This window comes from Mesorhizobium sp. B2-1-8, assembly GCF_006442545.2.
Taxonomy (GTDB): domain Bacteria; phylum Pseudomonadota; class Alphaproteobacteria; order Rhizobiales; family Rhizobiaceae; genus Mesorhizobium.
The window spans coordinates 831602-846595 of the sequence record NZ_CP083952.1 but is presented as its reverse complement, the minus strand read 5'-3'; the positions used below and the strand labels follow the sequence as shown (position 1 = coordinate 846595).

The 14994-nt window shown below is 64.4% G+C and carries 16 protein-coding genes; 5 read left to right on the top strand and 11 right to left on the bottom strand.

From position 1 onward, the window contains the following. Positions 1–4 precede the first annotated feature (4 nt). Together FJ970_RS04020 and FJ970_RS04015 are read right to left on the bottom strand one after the other, a co-directional pair. Positions 5–877: a Ku protein gene (locus tag FJ970_RS04020; protein WP_140765057.1), complete on the bottom strand. Its 873-nt coding sequence runs from the start codon at positions 875–877 to the stop codon at positions 5–7. 105 nt (positions 878–982) lie between these two features. Continuing rightward, positions 983–1489: a ferritin-like domain-containing protein gene (locus FJ970_RS04015; protein WP_140765055.1), complete on the bottom strand. Its 507-nt coding sequence runs from the start codon at positions 1487–1489 to the stop codon at positions 983–985. Positions 1490–1869: 380 nt separating this feature from the next. On the opposite strand from FJ970_RS04015, the gene FJ970_RS04010 reads away from it, so the two are divergent. Next, positions 1870–2010, top strand: coding sequence for a hypothetical protein (locus FJ970_RS04010; RefSeq protein WP_013892047.1), 141 nt, complete (start codon positions 1870–1872; stop codon positions 2008–2010). Between the two features lie 180 nt (positions 2011–2190). After that, complete coding sequence (locus FJ970_RS04005) at positions 2191–2628, top strand: thiol-disulfide oxidoreductase DCC family protein (protein ID WP_140765053.1); 438 nt, start codon at positions 2191–2193, stop codon at positions 2626–2628. Positions 2629–2796: 168 nt separating this feature from the next. Here FJ970_RS04005 and FJ970_RS04000 read toward each other — a convergent pair whose 3' ends face one another. The 3 genes from FJ970_RS04000 to FJ970_RS03990 form a co-directional block, all read right to left on the bottom strand. Next, the gene (locus FJ970_RS04000) at positions 2797–3180 is read right to left on the bottom strand and encodes a DUF1850 domain-containing protein (protein WP_140765051.1); all 384 of its coding nucleotides are present in this window, start codon (positions 3178–3180) and stop codon (positions 2797–2799) included. Beyond that, a complete protein-coding gene (locus FJ970_RS03995; RefSeq protein WP_140765048.1) occupies positions 3177–5348 on the bottom strand; it encodes a TRAP transporter permease in 2172 nt (723 codons plus the stop codon). Before FJ970_RS03995 ends, FJ970_RS04000 begins: the two co-directional genes overlap by 4 nt. A gap of 83 nt (positions 5349–5431) precedes the next feature. Beyond that, positions 5432–6388 carry a TAXI family TRAP transporter solute-binding subunit gene (locus FJ970_RS03990; protein WP_140765046.1) on the bottom strand — a complete coding sequence of 319 codons (957 nt, stop codon included), beginning with the start codon at positions 6386–6388 and terminating at the stop codon, positions 5432–5434. 256 nt (positions 6389–6644) lie between these two features. On the opposite strand from FJ970_RS03990, the gene FJ970_RS03985 reads away from it, so the two are divergent. Then, a complete protein-coding gene (locus tag FJ970_RS03985) occupies positions 6645–7013 on the top strand; it encodes a YciI family protein (protein ID WP_140765043.1) in 369 nt (122 codons plus the stop codon). A gap of 7 nt (positions 7014–7020) precedes the next feature. Further along, positions 7021–8265: an RNA polymerase sigma factor gene (locus FJ970_RS03980; RefSeq protein WP_140765040.1), complete on the top strand. Its 1245-nt coding sequence runs from the start codon at positions 7021–7023 to the stop codon at positions 8263–8265. Between the two features lie 36 nt (positions 8266–8301). On the opposite strand, the gene FJ970_RS03975 is transcribed toward FJ970_RS03980, so the two are convergent. The 6 genes from FJ970_RS03975 to hrcA all read right to left on the bottom strand — a co-directional run bounded on the left by FJ970_RS03975 (position 8302) and on the right by hrcA (position 14060). Next, positions 8302–8928, bottom strand: coding sequence for a glutathione S-transferase family protein (locus FJ970_RS03975; protein ID WP_140765037.1), 627 nt, complete (start codon positions 8926–8928; stop codon positions 8302–8304). 340 nt (positions 8929–9268) lie between these two features. After that, positions 9269–10249 (bottom strand): cysteine synthase A, encoded by a 981-nt coding sequence (gene cysK, locus FJ970_RS03970; protein ID WP_140765034.1) that lies wholly within the window; start codon positions 10247–10249, stop codon positions 9269–9271. Between the two features lie 176 nt (positions 10250–10425). After that, the gene (locus tag FJ970_RS03965; protein WP_140765032.1) at positions 10426–11043 is read right to left on the bottom strand and encodes a LysE family translocator; all 618 of its coding nucleotides are present in this window, start codon (positions 11041–11043) and stop codon (positions 10426–10428) included. A 127-nt stretch (positions 11044–11170) separates the two neighbouring features. Next, positions 11171–12517: a PQQ-dependent sugar dehydrogenase gene (locus FJ970_RS03960; RefSeq protein WP_181178815.1), complete on the bottom strand. Its 1347-nt coding sequence runs from the start codon at positions 12515–12517 to the stop codon at positions 11171–11173. 83 nt (positions 12518–12600) lie between these two features. Further along, positions 12601–12798: a hypothetical protein gene (locus FJ970_RS03955; protein WP_015314792.1), complete on the bottom strand. Its 198-nt coding sequence runs from the start codon at positions 12796–12798 to the stop codon at positions 12601–12603. 179 nt (positions 12799–12977) lie between these two features. Then, positions 12978–14060 (bottom strand): heat-inducible transcriptional repressor HrcA, encoded by a 1083-nt coding sequence (hrcA, locus tag FJ970_RS03950; RefSeq protein WP_140765029.1) that lies wholly within the window; start codon positions 14058–14060, stop codon positions 12978–12980. 199 nt (positions 14061–14259) lie between these two features. Between hrcA and rph the strand changes: the two genes are divergently transcribed. Further along, positions 14260–14976, top strand: a complete 717-nt coding sequence (gene rph / locus FJ970_RS03945) for a ribonuclease PH (RefSeq protein ID WP_140765026.1) — start codon at positions 14260–14262, stop codon at positions 14974–14976. Positions 14977–14994 lie beyond the last annotated feature (18 nt).

Sequence of the window (14994 nt, the reverse complement as noted above, 5' to 3'; positions counted from 1 at the left end):
ATCCTCAGGCCGATTTGCGCTTCGGCGCAACGCTTTTCGCCTTGGCGCGTTTGGCGGCAGGCTTGGCTTTCGCCGAGGATGACGCTTTCGACGAGCCTGAATCCGACGACAGGCTTTTCTTCAGCGCGTCGAACAGGTTGACCACGTTGGATGGTTTTGGGGCCGCCTTGGCCTTCGGCGCCTTGTGCCCCGCCTTCTTGGCGCGGATCAGTTCGAGCAGGGCATCCTCATATTTGTCCTCGAATTTCGAGGGATCGAACTTCGCCTTCTTCTTGTCGATGATGAGCTCGGCCAGATCGGTCATGTCCTGATCGGTCTTCACCGCCTTGATGTCGCCAAAGACGGTCTCCGGCTGGCGCACCGTGTTGTCGTAGCGCAGCGTCGTCAGCACCATGCCCTTGCCGAGCGGCTCGATGACGACAGGCCGTTCGCGTTGATAGAGCACGATGCGGGCAAGCCCCGCCATCTTCTTGCCCGCCATGGCGTCGCGGATGACGGCGAAGGCCTCTTCCGAAACCTTGTCGGCAGGCGCGACATAGTAGGGCGTGTCGAGATAGATCTGCTCGATCGAGGCTTTGTCGACGAAGCCGTCGAGGCTCATCGTGTGCGAGGATTCGATCTGCACCGCCTCGATCTCGTCCTCCTCTATATGGACGAAATCGCCCTTGTCGATCTCGTAGCCCTTGATCTCGTCGCCGTCCTCGATCGGCTTGCCGGTCTCGGCATCGACGTAGATCCGCTTCACCGTATTGCCGGTCTTGCGGTTGAGGATGCGGAACGAGACCTTCTCGGCATGGGTGACGACATTGGTCAGTTCGATGGCGCAAGTGACCAGCGAGAGCTTCAGATAGCCTTTCCAGGCCGGACGCGGCGCCATGATGGGTTCCTCTTGAGAAGATCAGCTGGAACGGACGACCACCCCGATGGGTTCCAACCCCGTCCGGCCGGGCCGGCGCTCTGCCGCCGGCCCGGCTTTCAGCCCCTATTCGGCGGCGTGCAGGTTGATCTTGCTTTCCGCCATTTCGGTCAGCTTGCGATCTGTCGCTTGCTCTTCTTTGAGGTTCTTGGCCAGCACATTGGCGCAGTCGCTGCGGCCGAGCTGCTTGGCCCAGGCGATCAAGGTGCCGTAGCGGGTCATTTCGTAGTGTTCGACGGCTTGGGCGGAGGCGATCAGCGCGGCGTCGAGAACATCCTTGTCGTCGACGTCGCCGCTGACGTCGTCGGCTTCCTCGAGAATGCCGTCGATGGCCGGGCAATTCACCTGCTTGGCCTTCACGCCAAACAGCTCGAACACCTCTTCCACGCGTTCGACATGGCCCCTGGTCTGTTCGAGGTGTTTTTCGAAGCCGGCCTGCAGCTGCGGGTCTGTTGCCTTGTCGATCATCTTCGGCAGCGCCTTCTCGATCTGCTTCTCGGCATAATAGATGTCGCGCAGCGTGTGCACGAAGAGATCGTCCAGCGTTTTGATGTCCTTCGAAAAGAAGCCCATGATTTCAGCCTTTCCATTGCTCTTGCTTGTGTCGGAGATTCCGAGCCGGCAATGCCGGTCCTGGGATCCCAACGTCCGCTGCGCGGGGCGGTTCCGGGCTTTACCGCTCATCCGGCAAGGAAATTCCCAGGGCGGCACGAAAGTTGAAACACAAGCGCGCCAAGGCGACATTCAAACGAAACATATGTGATGCAAAAGTCACACCAGACGAAATGGCGACAAAAGGCACCGAAACACCCCGAATCAGCCGCAATCCGGCCACGAAGCGACGGGGTTTCGACCAGAAATTAACATCACGTTCACCGAGTATTCACGCCTCGATGCTATCGTTCTCGCAATTCGGAAGGGACATCCGAAAATCGGGACAGGGACCAGGTAAAATGAACTTCCTCACGCACCTCATCGGCTATGCCGCCGCCATCCGCGAGTTCGTCGCGCCGACCTATCGGCCCGAGCGCTATTACATGCGCGGCCCCGGTCCGGCCTGCGCCCGTCGCGGCACGTCACTGGGCGCGCACTGACCATGACCTTCGAGAGCCGCCACAACAGCCGCATCTGCAGGCCGGGCGTCGAGACCCGAGCCACTGCCTATCGCGCCGAACGCCCGGTCCTCACTGACGGGCGGCGTGCGACATCGCCGCGTCTTTGACGTCGCCATCGGCTGGCTTAGTGTCCCAGGGACATGAGCAGCCGAGGCCAGCGTGACCGACCATCCCAAGCCGCCTTCCCTACCCTTTGATGCAAGCCATCCGCTGATCGTCTTCGACGGCGTTTGCGTGTTCTGCTCGGGCTTCGTGCACATGGTGGTCCGCCTCGACCGCAAAGCGCGCTTCCGCTTCGCCACCGCGCAATCACCGCTCGGCGAGGCACTGTTCCGCAAATACCACCTCCCGACCAACAGCTACGAAACCAATCTCGCCCTTGTCGGCGGCGTCCCCTTCACCCGTCTCGACAGTTTTGTCGCCGTGATGGCCGAGCTTGGCTGGCCTTGGCGCGCGGCCAGGGTGCTATTGCTTTTGCCGCGCCCGCTGCGCGACTGGCTCTACGATCGCATCGCCAGGAATCGTTATGCCCTGTTCGGCAGGAAGGACAGTTGCGACGTCCCGTCGGCCGAGCTGCGAGGGCGGCTGATCGGCTAGAGCGGTTCAGCGTTTGATAGAATCGCCGAACCGCCCTAACTCTTTGTTTTAACGCAATTCCCTAGGGAAAGCGCTAGCGCTTTTCCCGGGAAAACCGTTACACACTTTTCCTGGAATTGCTGTAATGCATGTCGAGATTTCGGATCCGCTCACCAGCCTGATCGTGCGCTATCGCGGCTGGCTGGAGCCTGTGGCTTCGCACGGCTCGAGCGAGATCGTCTCGCCCGCCGTCTTGCCGAGTTCCAGGCAGCCCTGAACCGTGCACAGCGTCCAGCCGCCGCCGGTCGCGCCGGAGGCGGCGAGCATGACGCGACGCTGGGCGCCCACCCTGGGCGCATAGACCCACCAGCCGTCGCGCAGCACGGCGCCTTCCTGCGGCTCCATGCCGGCCCCCGAGCCCTCGATGCGGGCCTCGACCACTTGCAGGCCGGACGGCGTCACCTTCCAGTCCTCCTCCCAGCGCGTCCGTTCCACCGAATGGATCCAGGACAGTGTGAAAGCTGCGACCGTCAACGTCACCGTCTTGCCGGCGGCGAGGATGCACAGGCTCATGGCGGCGGCGATCCAGGCCGGACATCCGTCGTTCCGCGGCTGGCATCTGCCATGCCCCGGCTGGCGCTTGCCGTGCCACGGCTGGCATCTGCCATGCCACGGCTGCGATACCAATGCGCCGCAATCATCAAGAGGGAAAGCGCAAAGCCCGCTTCATCGGTCATCGGCAGCGCGGCGACCAGCATGAAGGCGGCCAGCGCTGCCAGCAGCCGTTCCCAGGTCAGCAGCCGCGTGCGCAGGAAGCCGATCACCGCCGCGCCCCACAGGCCGATAGCCAGCACCGTCTTGACGACGATATAGGCTACCGCCGGCCAGTAGCCGATTTCGGTTGCCAGAACGCCGCCGTCCTGCAGCATCAACGCCGGCGTGTACACCGCCATGAACGGCACGATGAAGCCGGCGGCGGCGACCTTTATCGCCTCGAACGCGATCTTCAGCCCGCTTTCGCGCGCGATCGGGGCGGCCGCGAAACAGGCCAGCGCCACCGGTGGGGTCAGGTCGGCCAATATGCCGAAGTAGAAGACGAACATGTGGCCGACCAGAAGCGGCACCCCAAGCTGGAGCAGCGCCGGCCCGGCGATCGATGCCGTGATGATGTAGTTGGGAATGGTCGGGATACCCATGCCCAGCACGATGCAGGTGATCATGGTCAGGATCAGCGACAGGAACAGGCTCGACTGGCCGATCGAGACGATGAAGGCGCCGAAGGTGGTCGCCGCGCCAGTCAAGGTCATGGTGCCGACGATGACGCCGACGACGGCGCAGGCAATGCCGACTGGAAGCGCGGTGCGGGCACCCTCGGCCAGCGAATCGCGGCAGGCGGCCAGCGTATCGCGCCCGCCCGCGACGAACAGATTGGCGACGATCAGCACCAGCGCCGCGACCAGGATGGCGTTGATGCCGATCTTGAAGAAGCTGGCGGCGACCAGGCCGAGGCCGATCCAGAAGATGACGCGCAATGCCATCGACGAAAACCCCAGCGCCACCGAGCCGCCCAGGATCAACAGCACCGTCATGGCCAGACCGATGGTGCCGGCATAGAGCGGCGTGTAGCCCGAGAACAGGAGATAGATGAGGACGCCGAGCGGCAGGATCAGGTACCAGCGCTCGCGAAATGCCTTCAGCGGCGACGGCAGGTCGGCGCGCGGCAGGCCGAGCAGGCCATGTTTGCCGGCTTCCAGATGCACCATCCAGAAGGCCGAGGCGAAATAGAGCAGGGCCGGGATGATCGCCGCCTTGACGACCTCGTAATATTGGACACCGAGCGTCTCGGCCATGATGAAGGCGACGGCGCCCATCACCGGCGGCATGATCTGGCCGCCCATGGACGCGGTCGCCTCGACGCCGCCGGCGAAGGCGGCGCGGTAGCCGAAGCGCTTCATCAGCGGAATGGTGAACTGGCCGGTGGTGACGACATTGGCGACGCCCGATCCCGAAATCGTGCCCATCAGGCCAGAGGCGATGACCGCCACCTTGGCGGCGCCGCCGCGTGCATGGCCGACGAAGCCGAGCGAGACGTCGGTGAACAGCTTGATCATGCCGGCGCGTTCCAGGAACGAGCCGAACAGGATGAACAGGAAGATGTAGGTGGCCGACACGTAGATCGGAATGCCGTAGATGCCTTCCGTGCCATAGGCCATCTGGTCGATGACCTGCGAAAAATCATAGCCGCGATGATTGAGCGGCCACGGCAGATATTGGCCGAAAAGCGCGTAGAGCAGGAAGCAGCCCGATATGATCGGCAAGGCCGGCCCCATCATGGCGTAGGCGGCGGCGAAGATGGTGACCAGCGCCACCACGCCGAAGACGAGATCGAGCGTGTTGAGGTCGCCGGCGCGGAAAATCAGCGGCTGGTATTCTATGTACTGATAAGCCGCGACCGCCACCCCCGCGAGTGCCATTGCCCAGGCAAACGCCTTGCCGGCGGCGGGCAGGCCGCGCGCCGAAGCGACGAGCGGGAAGGCCAGAAGCATCAGGAAGCCGACATGGACGGCGCGCAGCACCTGGCTAGGCACGGTCAGGACATGGGCGGCCGTTGCGATCTGGAACAGCGAGAAGGCAACCGCGATCCAGAACAGCAGGCGGCCCTCGAGCGTGTCGGCGAAACCGCGTCCGGTCGGATCGTGGAAATCGTCCGTGACGGCCTGCTCGTTATGGCTGTCGGTCATCGGCGCCTCGAAAAGAGAGTTCCATCAACGGGAAGGGGCCGGCCGGCGGCCGGCCCTTGCCGTTCGCAGCGCAATTCGCGCTGCTACAGCAGGCCCTTTTCCTTGTAGTAGCGCTCGGCCCCCGGATGCAGTGGAATCGGCAGTCCCTTGATCGCGTCTTCCAGCTTGATCGACTTGGCCGCGCTGTGCGCGGCGACCATCTGGTCGAGATGCTCGAACAGCTGCTTGGTCATCTGATAGGCCTCGTCGTCCGACAGGTCGGAACGCGTGACCAGGATGTTGGTGATGGCCAGCGTCGGCACGTCTTCCGTCTGGCCCTGATAGGTTCCGGCGGGAATGGTCGCCGCTTTGAACGGCGCGCCGAGCTTCTGCGCGACTTCGGCCGGCACCGCCACCACGGTGATCGGCACCGAGGATGCGAGGTCCTTAATCGAGGCGACGCCGAGGCCGGCCGACTGCAGCGTGGCATCGAGCTGCCGGTTCTTCATCAACTCGACCGATTCGCCGAACGGCAGGTATTCCGTCCGCGACAGGTCCTGGTAGCTCATGCCGAGCGCGCCGAAGATGGCGCGGGCGTTGAGTTCGGTTCCTGATTTCGGCGCGCCGACCGACAGGCTCTTGCCCTTCATGTCGGCGAAGGACTTGATGCCGGCCTCCTGGCTGGCGACGATCTGCACATAGTTGGGATAGATGGCCGCGATCGCGCGCAATTTGTCGAGCTTGTTGGGGAAGCCGGCTTCCTTGTCGCCCTCGGCCGCCGCCTTGACAGAGTCGCCGAGGGCAAAGGCGATCTCGCCCTTGCCCTGCTGCAACAGGTTCAAATTCTCGACGGAGGCCTTGGTCGCCTGCACCTGGGTGCGCACGCCTGGGATATTCTTGCCATAGATTTCCGACAGCGCCACGCCGAGCGGATAGTAGACGCCCGAAGTGCCGCCGGTCAGCACATTGATGAATTCCTGCGCCTTGGCTGAGGCCGCACCAAGGCCAAGTGAAAGCGCCATCGCGCCGACAGCAACGAATTTCGTTCTGAAATTCAACATCTGGTCTCCTCCCTGAATGGTGGCCGCATCACCTCCCTGACACGAACAGAGGCGAGTTTAGACAGCGGAAGAGAAATGCCAACCCGCAATTCCACGCTTTAGACAAATGGTTGAGAGGTCGCGAAGCACATGCCCGCTTGCACAAGGCGCGGCCGGAGACGAAAGTTTTTTCCACAAGTTGTCGAAATCGGTCGCCGACGCGCGACATACGTTCGGCCCGCAACGAAGCGGCCTTCCAAACCACGGGAGAAGACCCATGCGATACATGCTTTTGATCAACAATGACGAAGCCGCGCTGGCGAACACGCCGGTCGAGAAAGCCCAGCAGATGAGCGCGGCCTATGCGGCCTATACCGAAGCGTTGAAGAAGTCCGGCGCGTGGCTGGCCGGCGAAAGGCTGCGTCCGACCCAGGCGACGACCTCGGTGCGGATCGCCGACGGCAAGACCAACGTGGTCGACGGTCCCTATGCCGACACCAAGGAGCAGCTTGCCGGCTTCTACATGATCGAGGCGGCCGACATCGATACCGCCATCGACTGGGCGGCGCGTTGTCCGGCGGCCAGCACCGGCACCGTCGAGCTGCGGCCGATCTGGGAAATGGCCGACTATATGCCCAAGAAGTGACGGCGTGATGGATACTCGCCCGGAGATCGCCCGGGCGGCCGCCGAGGCCGCCGCCCGGCAGAGCTATGGCAAGCTGGTCGCCTGGCTCGCCGCGCGCACGCGCGACGTGGCCGCCGCCGAGGACGCGCTGGCCGACGCCTTTGCGGCGGCGCTCGAACGCTGGCCGCGCACCGGCGTGCCGGAAAAGCCGGAAGCCTGGTTGCTCGCCGTGGCCAGGCGGCGGCGTGTCGATGCGGTGCGGCGGCGGCTGACCAGCGAAGCCGGCCGTGACCATCTCAAGCTCATTGCCGAGGAGGCGGAAGCGCGCATGACCGACGAGGACCTGCCCGACGAACGATTGCGGCTGATGTTCGCCTGCGCCCATCCGGCGATCGAACCCGGCGTGCGGGCGCCGCTGATCCTGCAGACCATCCTTGGATTCGATGCCGCGACGATCGCTTCCGCCTTCCTGCTCTCGCCGGCCACGATGGGCCAGCGCCTGGTGCGCGCCAAGAGCCGCATCCGCGAGACCGGCATTCCGTTCCGCGTGCCGGAGCGGACCGAACTCGGGGAAAGGCTGGACGCGGTGCTGGAGGCGATCTACGCCGCTTTCGCCGAGGGCTGGTCCGACCCGGCCGGCACCGAGACGCGGCGCCGTAACCTCGCCACCGAAGGTATCTGGCTCGGCCGGCTGGTGGCCTCGCTGCTGCCGGACGAGCCGGAGGCACTGGGCCTGCTGTCGCTGATGCTGTTCGCCGAGGCGCGCCGCGCCGCGCGGCGCGACCCGGCCGGAGATTATGTGCCGCTCGCCGAGCAGGATCATGCACTCTGGGATCATGCCCTGGTCGACGAGGCCGAAGCATGTCTTCGCGGCGCCGCGACCAGGGGTGTCATCGGCCGCTACCAGCTGGAGGCGGCGGTACAGTCCGTCCATGCGGCGCGGCGGTTGACCGGCCGCACCGACTGGAGCGCGCTCCGCGAGCTTTACGACGCGCTGTTTTCGATCGCGCGATCGCCGGTCGTGGCGATCAACCGCGCGGTGGCTATCGCCGAGACTGAGGGCGCGGTGGCGGGGTTGGCGGCTCTCTACGTGCTGGGTGACGACAAGCGGCTCGATGATTACCAGCCCTACTGGGCCGCGCGTGCCGGCCTTCTGGCCAGGCTCGGCCAGGGACCGCAGGCGGTCGAAGCCTATGACCGCGCGATCGGCCTCGAGCGCGATCCGGCGGTGCGCCGCTTCCTGCAGGAAAAACGCGCCGCGCTCGTGCAGTGAGGTGCCGGAGCGCGGGTGGCCTTTCGGTCCGTCCGTTCAGGCCGGCCACATCTCGTGCGCCGTGTTAAGCGTCTTCATGAGCGGATGCTCCCGCAACCGCGCCCACAGGCGTTCGATATCGGGCCAGGCTGCCCGCGCCCTGTCGATGTCGGGATGCCAGGCCACCAGCATGACGAGATAGATGTCGGCCACCGACATCTTATCGCCGACAAGCCAGTCGCGGCCATGTAAGGCGTCATCGACGACGGCAAAACCGCGGTCCAATTCGGCGACCGCCGCCTGTTTCACCGCCTTCGTACCGTCCGCATCCGCCGTGTAGCGATGGGCATAGTAGAACCGCAGCACCGCCGGGTAGAGCACCGAGGGCATGAAAGCCATCCAGCGCAGGAACTCCGCGCGGGCGGGCGCATCGACCGCCGGCGCCAGGCCGGCCTGCGGGTGGCGCTCGGCGAGAAGGATGCAGATCGCCGCCGATTCGGTGATCGAGCATCCGTCCGGCAAGGTCAGCACCGGCACCTGGTTCAACGGGCTGATGGCGAGAAAGGCCGGATCGGGCGCCTCGCTCTTCGGCACGTCGATCCGTTCGAAAGGCGCATCGATCAGCGCCAGCGCCGCCTCGACGACGAAGCCGCCGCTGCCGGGACGCGTATAGAGCTTGTACATGGAATCCTCCCCCGGCCGTCTTCTCGCGGACCGGAGGTGATATGAACCGGAAGCAGGGGTCGGCTAAAGCGGCGCGCCGGCGGCCACGGGGAGTTTTTCAGCGGGCCAGGCTCACGGTGCAGGACCAGTGAGGCTGGCGGGCCAGCGCCCCCCTCTGTCCTGCCGGACATCTCCCCCTCAAGGGGGGAGATCGGATGTCATGAATGCTTTCGCCAATTTTCGACGCTGAAGAACGAGCGCGGGGCTGAAATTGCCAATCTCCCCCTCGAGGGGGAGATGCCCGGCAGGGCAGAGGGGGGCGCTGGCCCGCCGGCGCATGCTATTCCTGGGTGTCGAAAACCTAAGCCCCCAGCCCCTCGAACAGGATCGTCGACAAATACCGCTCGGCGAAGTCGGGGATGACCACCACCAGGGTCTTGCCCTTGTTCTCGGGCCGCGAGCCGACGACGATTGCCGCCTGCAGGGCCGCGCCCGACGAGATGCCGACCGGCACGCCTTCGAGGCGGGCGATGAGGCGCGCATTGGCGACGGAATCCTCGTTCGAGACCTTGACGATCTCGTCATAGATCGTGGTGTCGAGGATTTTTGGCGCGAAGCCGGCGCCGATGCCCTGGATCTTGTGCGGGCCGGGCTGGCCGCCCGACAGCACCGGCGAGGCATCCGGCTCGACGGCGACGACATGCAGCGCGGGCTTGCGCTTCTTCAAGACCTGGCCGACGCCGGTGATGGTGCCGCCAGTGCCGATGCCGGCGACGAAGATGTCGATCTCGCCCTGCGTGTCGTTCCAGATTTCCTCCGCTGTCGTCTTGCGGTGGATTTCCGGATTGGCCGGGTTTTCGAACTGCTGCGGAATGATGGCGTTGGGGATCGTCGCGGCCAGTTCGTCGGCCTTGGCGATGGCGCCCTTCATGCCTTTCGGGCCTTCGGTCAGCACCAGCTCGGCGCCGAGCAGCGCCAGCATCTTGCGGCGCTCCACCGACATCGTCTCCGGCATGGTCAGGATCAGCTTGTAGCCCTTGGCGGCGGCGGCGAAGGCAAGCGCGATGCCGGTGTTGCCGGATGTCGGTTCGATCAGCGTGGTCTTGCCCGGGGTAATCTTGCCGGCTGCCTCCAGCGCTTCGATCATCGCCACGCCGATGCGGTCCTTGACCGAGGCGATCGGATTGAAGAATTCGAGCTTGGCGACCAGATTGGCGACGACGCCCTTCTCCTTGGCGAATTTGTCGAGCCGTACCAGGGGCGTATCGCCGATCGTGTCGGTGACGGAATCGTAGATACGGCCGCGGCCGGGCACGCGGGCTGAAGTGACGGGCTTGTTCATTGGTTTCGCTCCCTGGATTTCAGGCAATTGGCAGTAGCCGACAGAATAGGGCTTTCAGCCGCGCAAGATAGGCTGCGGCTCGAAAATATCCGAGTGGGGCGCGTGCTGAAAACGCCTGGCCCCCGGAAAACCATTTCTCGAAACAGCCGGGCCAGGGAATGGTTTGGCCAAAAGGCCTACTGACGAGCAGCGATCGCCGCTGCGGCGCCAACCATGAAGGCACCGGCGGTGCGGTTCAGCACCTTGAGCGCGCGCGGCGACTTCAGGAACCAGCGCGCCTTGGCCGCCAGCGCCAGGTAAGGCACCAGCACGACGAACAGCACGACGACCGTCAGCGCGACGAGAATGCCGTAGTCGGCAAGCGTGATCGTCTTCAGGTCGACGATGGTGGGCGTGATGGCGAGGTAGAAGATCATCGTCTTTGGATTGCCGAGCGTCACGGTCAACCCGGCGACGAAGCTCGACAGCAAGCCGCCCTTGCCCTTCCTGGCTTCGATGGTTTCGGGCGTGATGCCGGCGGTCCAGAAGCGCCAGCCGAGGAAGGCGAGATACGCGACGCCGGCCCATTTGATCGCCAGGAAAACCATGCCGAACTCCTGTGCGACGAAGGCCAGGCCCAGCACCACGGCGGTCAGATAGATGAGATCGCCAAGCATCAGGCCGAAGGACATGGCGAGCGACGAGCGAAAGCCGGAGCCGAGCGCACGTGCGACGAGCGCTGTGACGCCGGGGCCCGGGATGGCGGCGGCGACGCCGAGCGCGGCGCTGTAGGCGAGAAAGCCGGTGAGTGTCATGGATGTGGTCTCGGATGAGGGCGCTTTATCGCATATATCTGAATGGAATTGAATTTACCGAGGAATGGATTCGATTGCACCAGACCTCTGTGAGACCTGATGGGGGCCAGGGCTGCCAATAGACGGATCAGGACCGTCCGTCACTATAAGTCACGCGCCAGATCGTGCCGTTGCCGTCCTCGGTGACGATCAGCGCCCCGTCCTTGGCCACCGCCACGCCAACCGGCCGGCCCCAGACCTTGCCATTGGAGACGACGAAGCCGGTCATGAAATCCTCGTATTCGCCGGTCGGCTTGCCATCCTTGAACAGAAGACGGACTACCTTGTAGCCAGTCCTGTTCCCGCGATTCCACGAGCCGTGCAGGGCCACGAAGGCATCGCCTTGATACTCGGCCGGAAAGCTTTTGCCATCGTAGAAAGCGATGTTGAGTGGCGCCGAATGCGCCTGCATCAGCACATCGGGAATATCAGCCTTGCCGGCGAGGTCGGGACGCGCGCCCTTGTGGCGCGGGTCCTCATTGTTGCCGATGTAATACCAGGGCCAGCCATAGAAGGCGCCTTCCCTGACCGTCGTCGCGTATTCGGCGGGCGTATTGTCGCCGAGCGCATCGCGCTCGTTGACGACGCACCACAGCGCACCGGTCGCCGGCTGCACGGTCATGCCCGAACAGTTGCGCAGCCCGGTGGCGACGATGCGTCCATTCTTGCCGTCGGGGTCGAAGGCCCGCACCTCGGCCCGGCCCGCCTCGGCGCCCCAACTGGCGCCGAGCGGCTTCGACTTGACCCACGCGTCGAGCCCGCCTCTGGGTCTTTTGCCCATGTCCTCGGCGATATTCGAGCCGGAGCCGACGGAGAGGTAAAGTGTCTTGCCGTCGGGCGAGAAGGCGATGTCGCGCGTCCAGTGGTGATTCGCCGGAATGTTGTCGACGATGGTTTGCGGCTCGCCCGAGGCCTTCAGGTCGCCATTGCGATAGGCAAAGCGCACGATGCTATCGCTGTTGGCGACATAGACCCATTGCGGGTCATTGCCGGGCGGATAGAAGGCGATGCCGTAGGGCCGGTTGAGGCCGCCGGCGAAGATGCTTTTCTCCGCGGCTTTCGCGCTTCCGTTCGTCAGCCGGTAGACACGGACCTGGTTGGCTTCGCTGTCGGCGACGAACAGGTCGCCGTTCGGCGCGACGCGCACCACACGCGGATTGTCGATGCCGGACGCGACGAGTTCCGCCGAAAAGCCGGGCGGCAGTTGTGGCTTGGCGTCTTGCGGCCTATCCGTCAGGCCGGCGCTGTTCGAAGCGGATTTGGTGACATAGGGCCTCGGCAAGTCTTCCGGCTTGATCAACCGGCGCACGCCGGGCTTGTCGGCCCGCCAGTCGCCGAAGGCCGCCGGGCCTTTGAGCACGGGCTGATCGGCCTGCTGGGCGAGAGCCGCGGTCGTGAGAAACAGTGCGGACATCGCCAGTCCGGCCAATCGCATCACTTTCTCCAGTGGGTCGTGGAAGAAATCAACGATCGGCTTGTCCGTGGGTTCCGTCACGCCCGGAGAGCAAACTTCTGGAATCAGGTCCCGGCAGCGTAAAAATCGTCGTCCAGGCGTTTTTCCAGTTCCACGAGATCGGCCGGCAACGGCAGGCCCATGGCGCGCATTTCCCGCAGTTTTTCGCGCAGCTGTTCCTGAATTTCGTGCTGGTCCTCCGGCTGGTTGACCATCTCTTCGAGCAGCAGGCTGATCTGGGCCTTGAATGATTCCAGCGCCATTCTTTTTCTCCTTTGCAGCCGGTCCTTCGGTGTCGCACCAAAGGGTGTCGAGATTCGGGTCTGGCCGAGTCGAAAACGGTGGCTTACGAGAACCGGAGCGGAGCGTACTTAAGTACGCGGGCACCGGAAGCGCAGGAAGCCACCGTTTGCAGGCCGGCTTCACCCGAATATCAATACACCTATCGAAGCATGCGCGATATCAGCTGCGCCGTATAGTCAACCATAGGCACGATGCGGGCATAGTTGAGCCGGGTCGGGCCGATGACGCCGAGCGCGCCGACGACGCGGGCGTCCTTGTCGCGATAGGGCGCCACCACCAGCGACGAGCCCGACAGCGAGAACAGCTTGTTTTCCGAACCGATGAAGATGCGCACGCCCGATCCCTCCTCGGCGAGGTCGAGCAATTGGATCAGTCCGTCCTGCGTCTCCATGTCCTCGAACAAATGCCGCAGCAATTCGATGTCGGCCTGGGCGGTGACGTTTTCGAGCAGATTGGCGCGGCCGCGTACGATGAGTCGTGCCGGCAGCCCGCTTTCGGCGCCCGCCCACACAGCCAGTCCCTTCTCGACGAGGTCCTGCGACAGCGTGTCGAGCGCCGCCCTCGTTTCTTCCTTGATGCGGGCGATCTCGGTTCGAGCCTCGGCCAGCGTGCGGCCGCGAATATGCGCGTTGAGGAAATTCGAAGCCTCGTGCAATTGCGAAACGGTGATGCCGGCCGGCAGGTCGACGACGCGGTTCTCGACGTCGCCGTTCTGCGACACCAGCACGGCAAGCGCCTTGGTCGGCTCGAGCTGGATGAACTCGATATGCTTCAGCGCCACCTCGTTCTTGGCCGCCAGCACCAGGCCGGCGCCGCGCGACATGCCCGACAGCATCTGGCTGGCCTCGGTCAGCATGTGCTCCAGCGTCGCACCCGAGCCGGAGGCCCGCACCTGCGCTTCGATGGTGCGGCGTTCCTCGTCGGAAAGGTCGCCGAGCTCCATAAAGGCATCGACGAAGAAGCGCAGGCCGGCCTGCGTCGGCAGACGCCCGGCCGAAATATGCGGCGCGTAGATCAGGCCGAGATGCTCGAGGTCGCTCATCACGTTGCGGATGGTGGCCGGCGACAGCGAGGACGGCAGGATGCGCGACAGGCTGCGCGAGCCCACCGGCTCGCCGTCCCTCAGATAGGAATCGACGATGCGTCGGAAGATGTCGCGCGAGCGCATGTCGAGCGATTGAAGCGCGGGCGACTGCGACGCGGGATCTACTGCCTTGGTCATTCGGCCAAAAAACCTCCGGCTCCAGGATATAGACTTCGGTGGGCCGCGCGCAACCGGCGTCTGTGTCGGATCACCCCGGCGTCTGTGTCGGATCACCCCGGTGTCCGTGTCGGATCACCGGTCCGTTTTCCTTTGCGCGCTGCCCCCCTTGCGTCTAAAAGCCGGCCACGATTCAAAAAATGACAAGAAAGCAGGCTGAATGCGCCCCTCCAAACGCCAATTCGACGAAATGCGCGCCATATCCTTCGAGCGCGGCGTCTCCAAGCACGCAGAAGGCTCGTGCCTGGTGAAGTTCGGCGACACCCATGTCCTGTGCACCGCCAGCCTCGAGGAGAAGGTGCCGGGCTGGATGCGCAATTCCGGCAAGGGCTGGGTGACAGCCGAATACGGCATGCTGCCGCGTTCGACCGGCGAGCGCATGCGCCGCGAGGCCTCCGCCGGCAAGCAGGGCGGCCGCACACTGGAAATCCAGCGCCTGATCGGCCGTTCGCTGCGCGCCGTGGTCGATCTGCAGGCGCTGGGCGAACAGCAGATCACCGTCGACTGCGATGTCATCCAGGCTGATGGCGGCACCCGCACCGCTTCGATCACCGGCGGCTGGGTGGCGCTGTATGATTGCCTGCGCTGGATGGAAGCGCGGCAGATGGCCAGCGTTTCGAAAGTGCTGAAGGACCATGTCGCGGCGATTTCCTGCGGCATCCATGACGGCCAGCCGGTCATCGACCTCGACTATGTCGAGGATTCCTCGGCCGGCACCGACGCCAATTTCGTCATGACCGGCAAGGGCGGCATCGTCGAGATCCAGGGCACCGCCGAAGGCGAACCTTTCTCCGAGGACCAGTTCGCGGCGCTTATGGGCCTGGCCAAGAAGGGCATTTCCCGGCTGGTCAGCCTGCAGCAGATGGCGGTGGCGTAATTTCGAAATGTCGAGCTT

Coding starts and splice junctions, on each gene's coding strand:
- FJ970_RS04020 (WP_140765057.1), bottom strand. CDS start 877: ATGGCGCCGCGTCCGGCCTGGAAAGGCTATCTGAAGCTCTCGCTGGTC.
- FJ970_RS04015 (WP_140765055.1), bottom strand. CDS start 1,489: ATGGGCTTCTTTTCGAAGGACATCAAAACGCTGGACGATCTCTTCGTG.
- FJ970_RS04010 (WP_013892047.1), top strand. CDS start 1,870: ATGAACTTCCTCACGCACCTCATCGGCTATGCCGCCGCCATCCGCGAG.
- FJ970_RS04000 (WP_140765051.1), bottom strand. CDS start 3,180: ATGAGCCTGTGCATCCTCGCCGCCGGCAAGACGGTGACGTTGACGGTC.
- FJ970_RS03995 (WP_140765048.1), bottom strand. CDS start 5,348: ATGACCGACAGCCATAACGAGCAGGCCGTCACGGACGATTTCCACGAT.
- FJ970_RS03990 (WP_140765046.1), bottom strand. CDS start 6,388: ATGTTGAATTTCAGAACGAAATTCGTTGCTGTCGGCGCGATGGCGCTT.
- FJ970_RS03985 (WP_140765043.1), top strand. CDS start 6,645: ATGCGATACATGCTTTTGATCAACAATGACGAAGCCGCGCTGGCGAAC.
- FJ970_RS03980 (WP_140765040.1), top strand. CDS start 7,021: ATGGATACTCGCCCGGAGATCGCCCGGGCGGCCGCCGAGGCCGCCGCC.
- FJ970_RS03975 (WP_140765037.1), bottom strand. CDS start 8,928: ATGTACAAGCTCTATACGCGTCCCGGCAGCGGCGGCTTCGTCGTCGAG.
- cysK (WP_140765034.1), bottom strand. CDS start 10,249: ATGAACAAGCCCGTCACTTCAGCCCGCGTGCCCGGCCGCGGCCGTATC.
- FJ970_RS03965 (WP_140765032.1), bottom strand. CDS start 11,043: ATGACACTCACCGGCTTTCTCGCCTACAGCGCCGCGCTCGGCGTCGCC.
- FJ970_RS03960 (WP_181178815.1), bottom strand. CDS start 12,517: ATGCGATTGGCCGGACTGGCGATGTCCGCACTGTTTCTCACGACCGCG.
- FJ970_RS03955 (WP_015314792.1), bottom strand. CDS start 12,798: ATGGCGCTGGAATCATTCAAGGCCCAGATCAGCCTGCTGCTCGAAGAG.
- hrcA (WP_140765029.1), bottom strand. CDS start 14,060: ATGACCAAGGCAGTAGATCCCGCGTCGCAGTCGCCCGCGCTTCAATCG.
- rph (WP_140765026.1), top strand. CDS start 14,260: ATGCGCCCCTCCAAACGCCAATTCGACGAAATGCGCGCCATATCCTTC.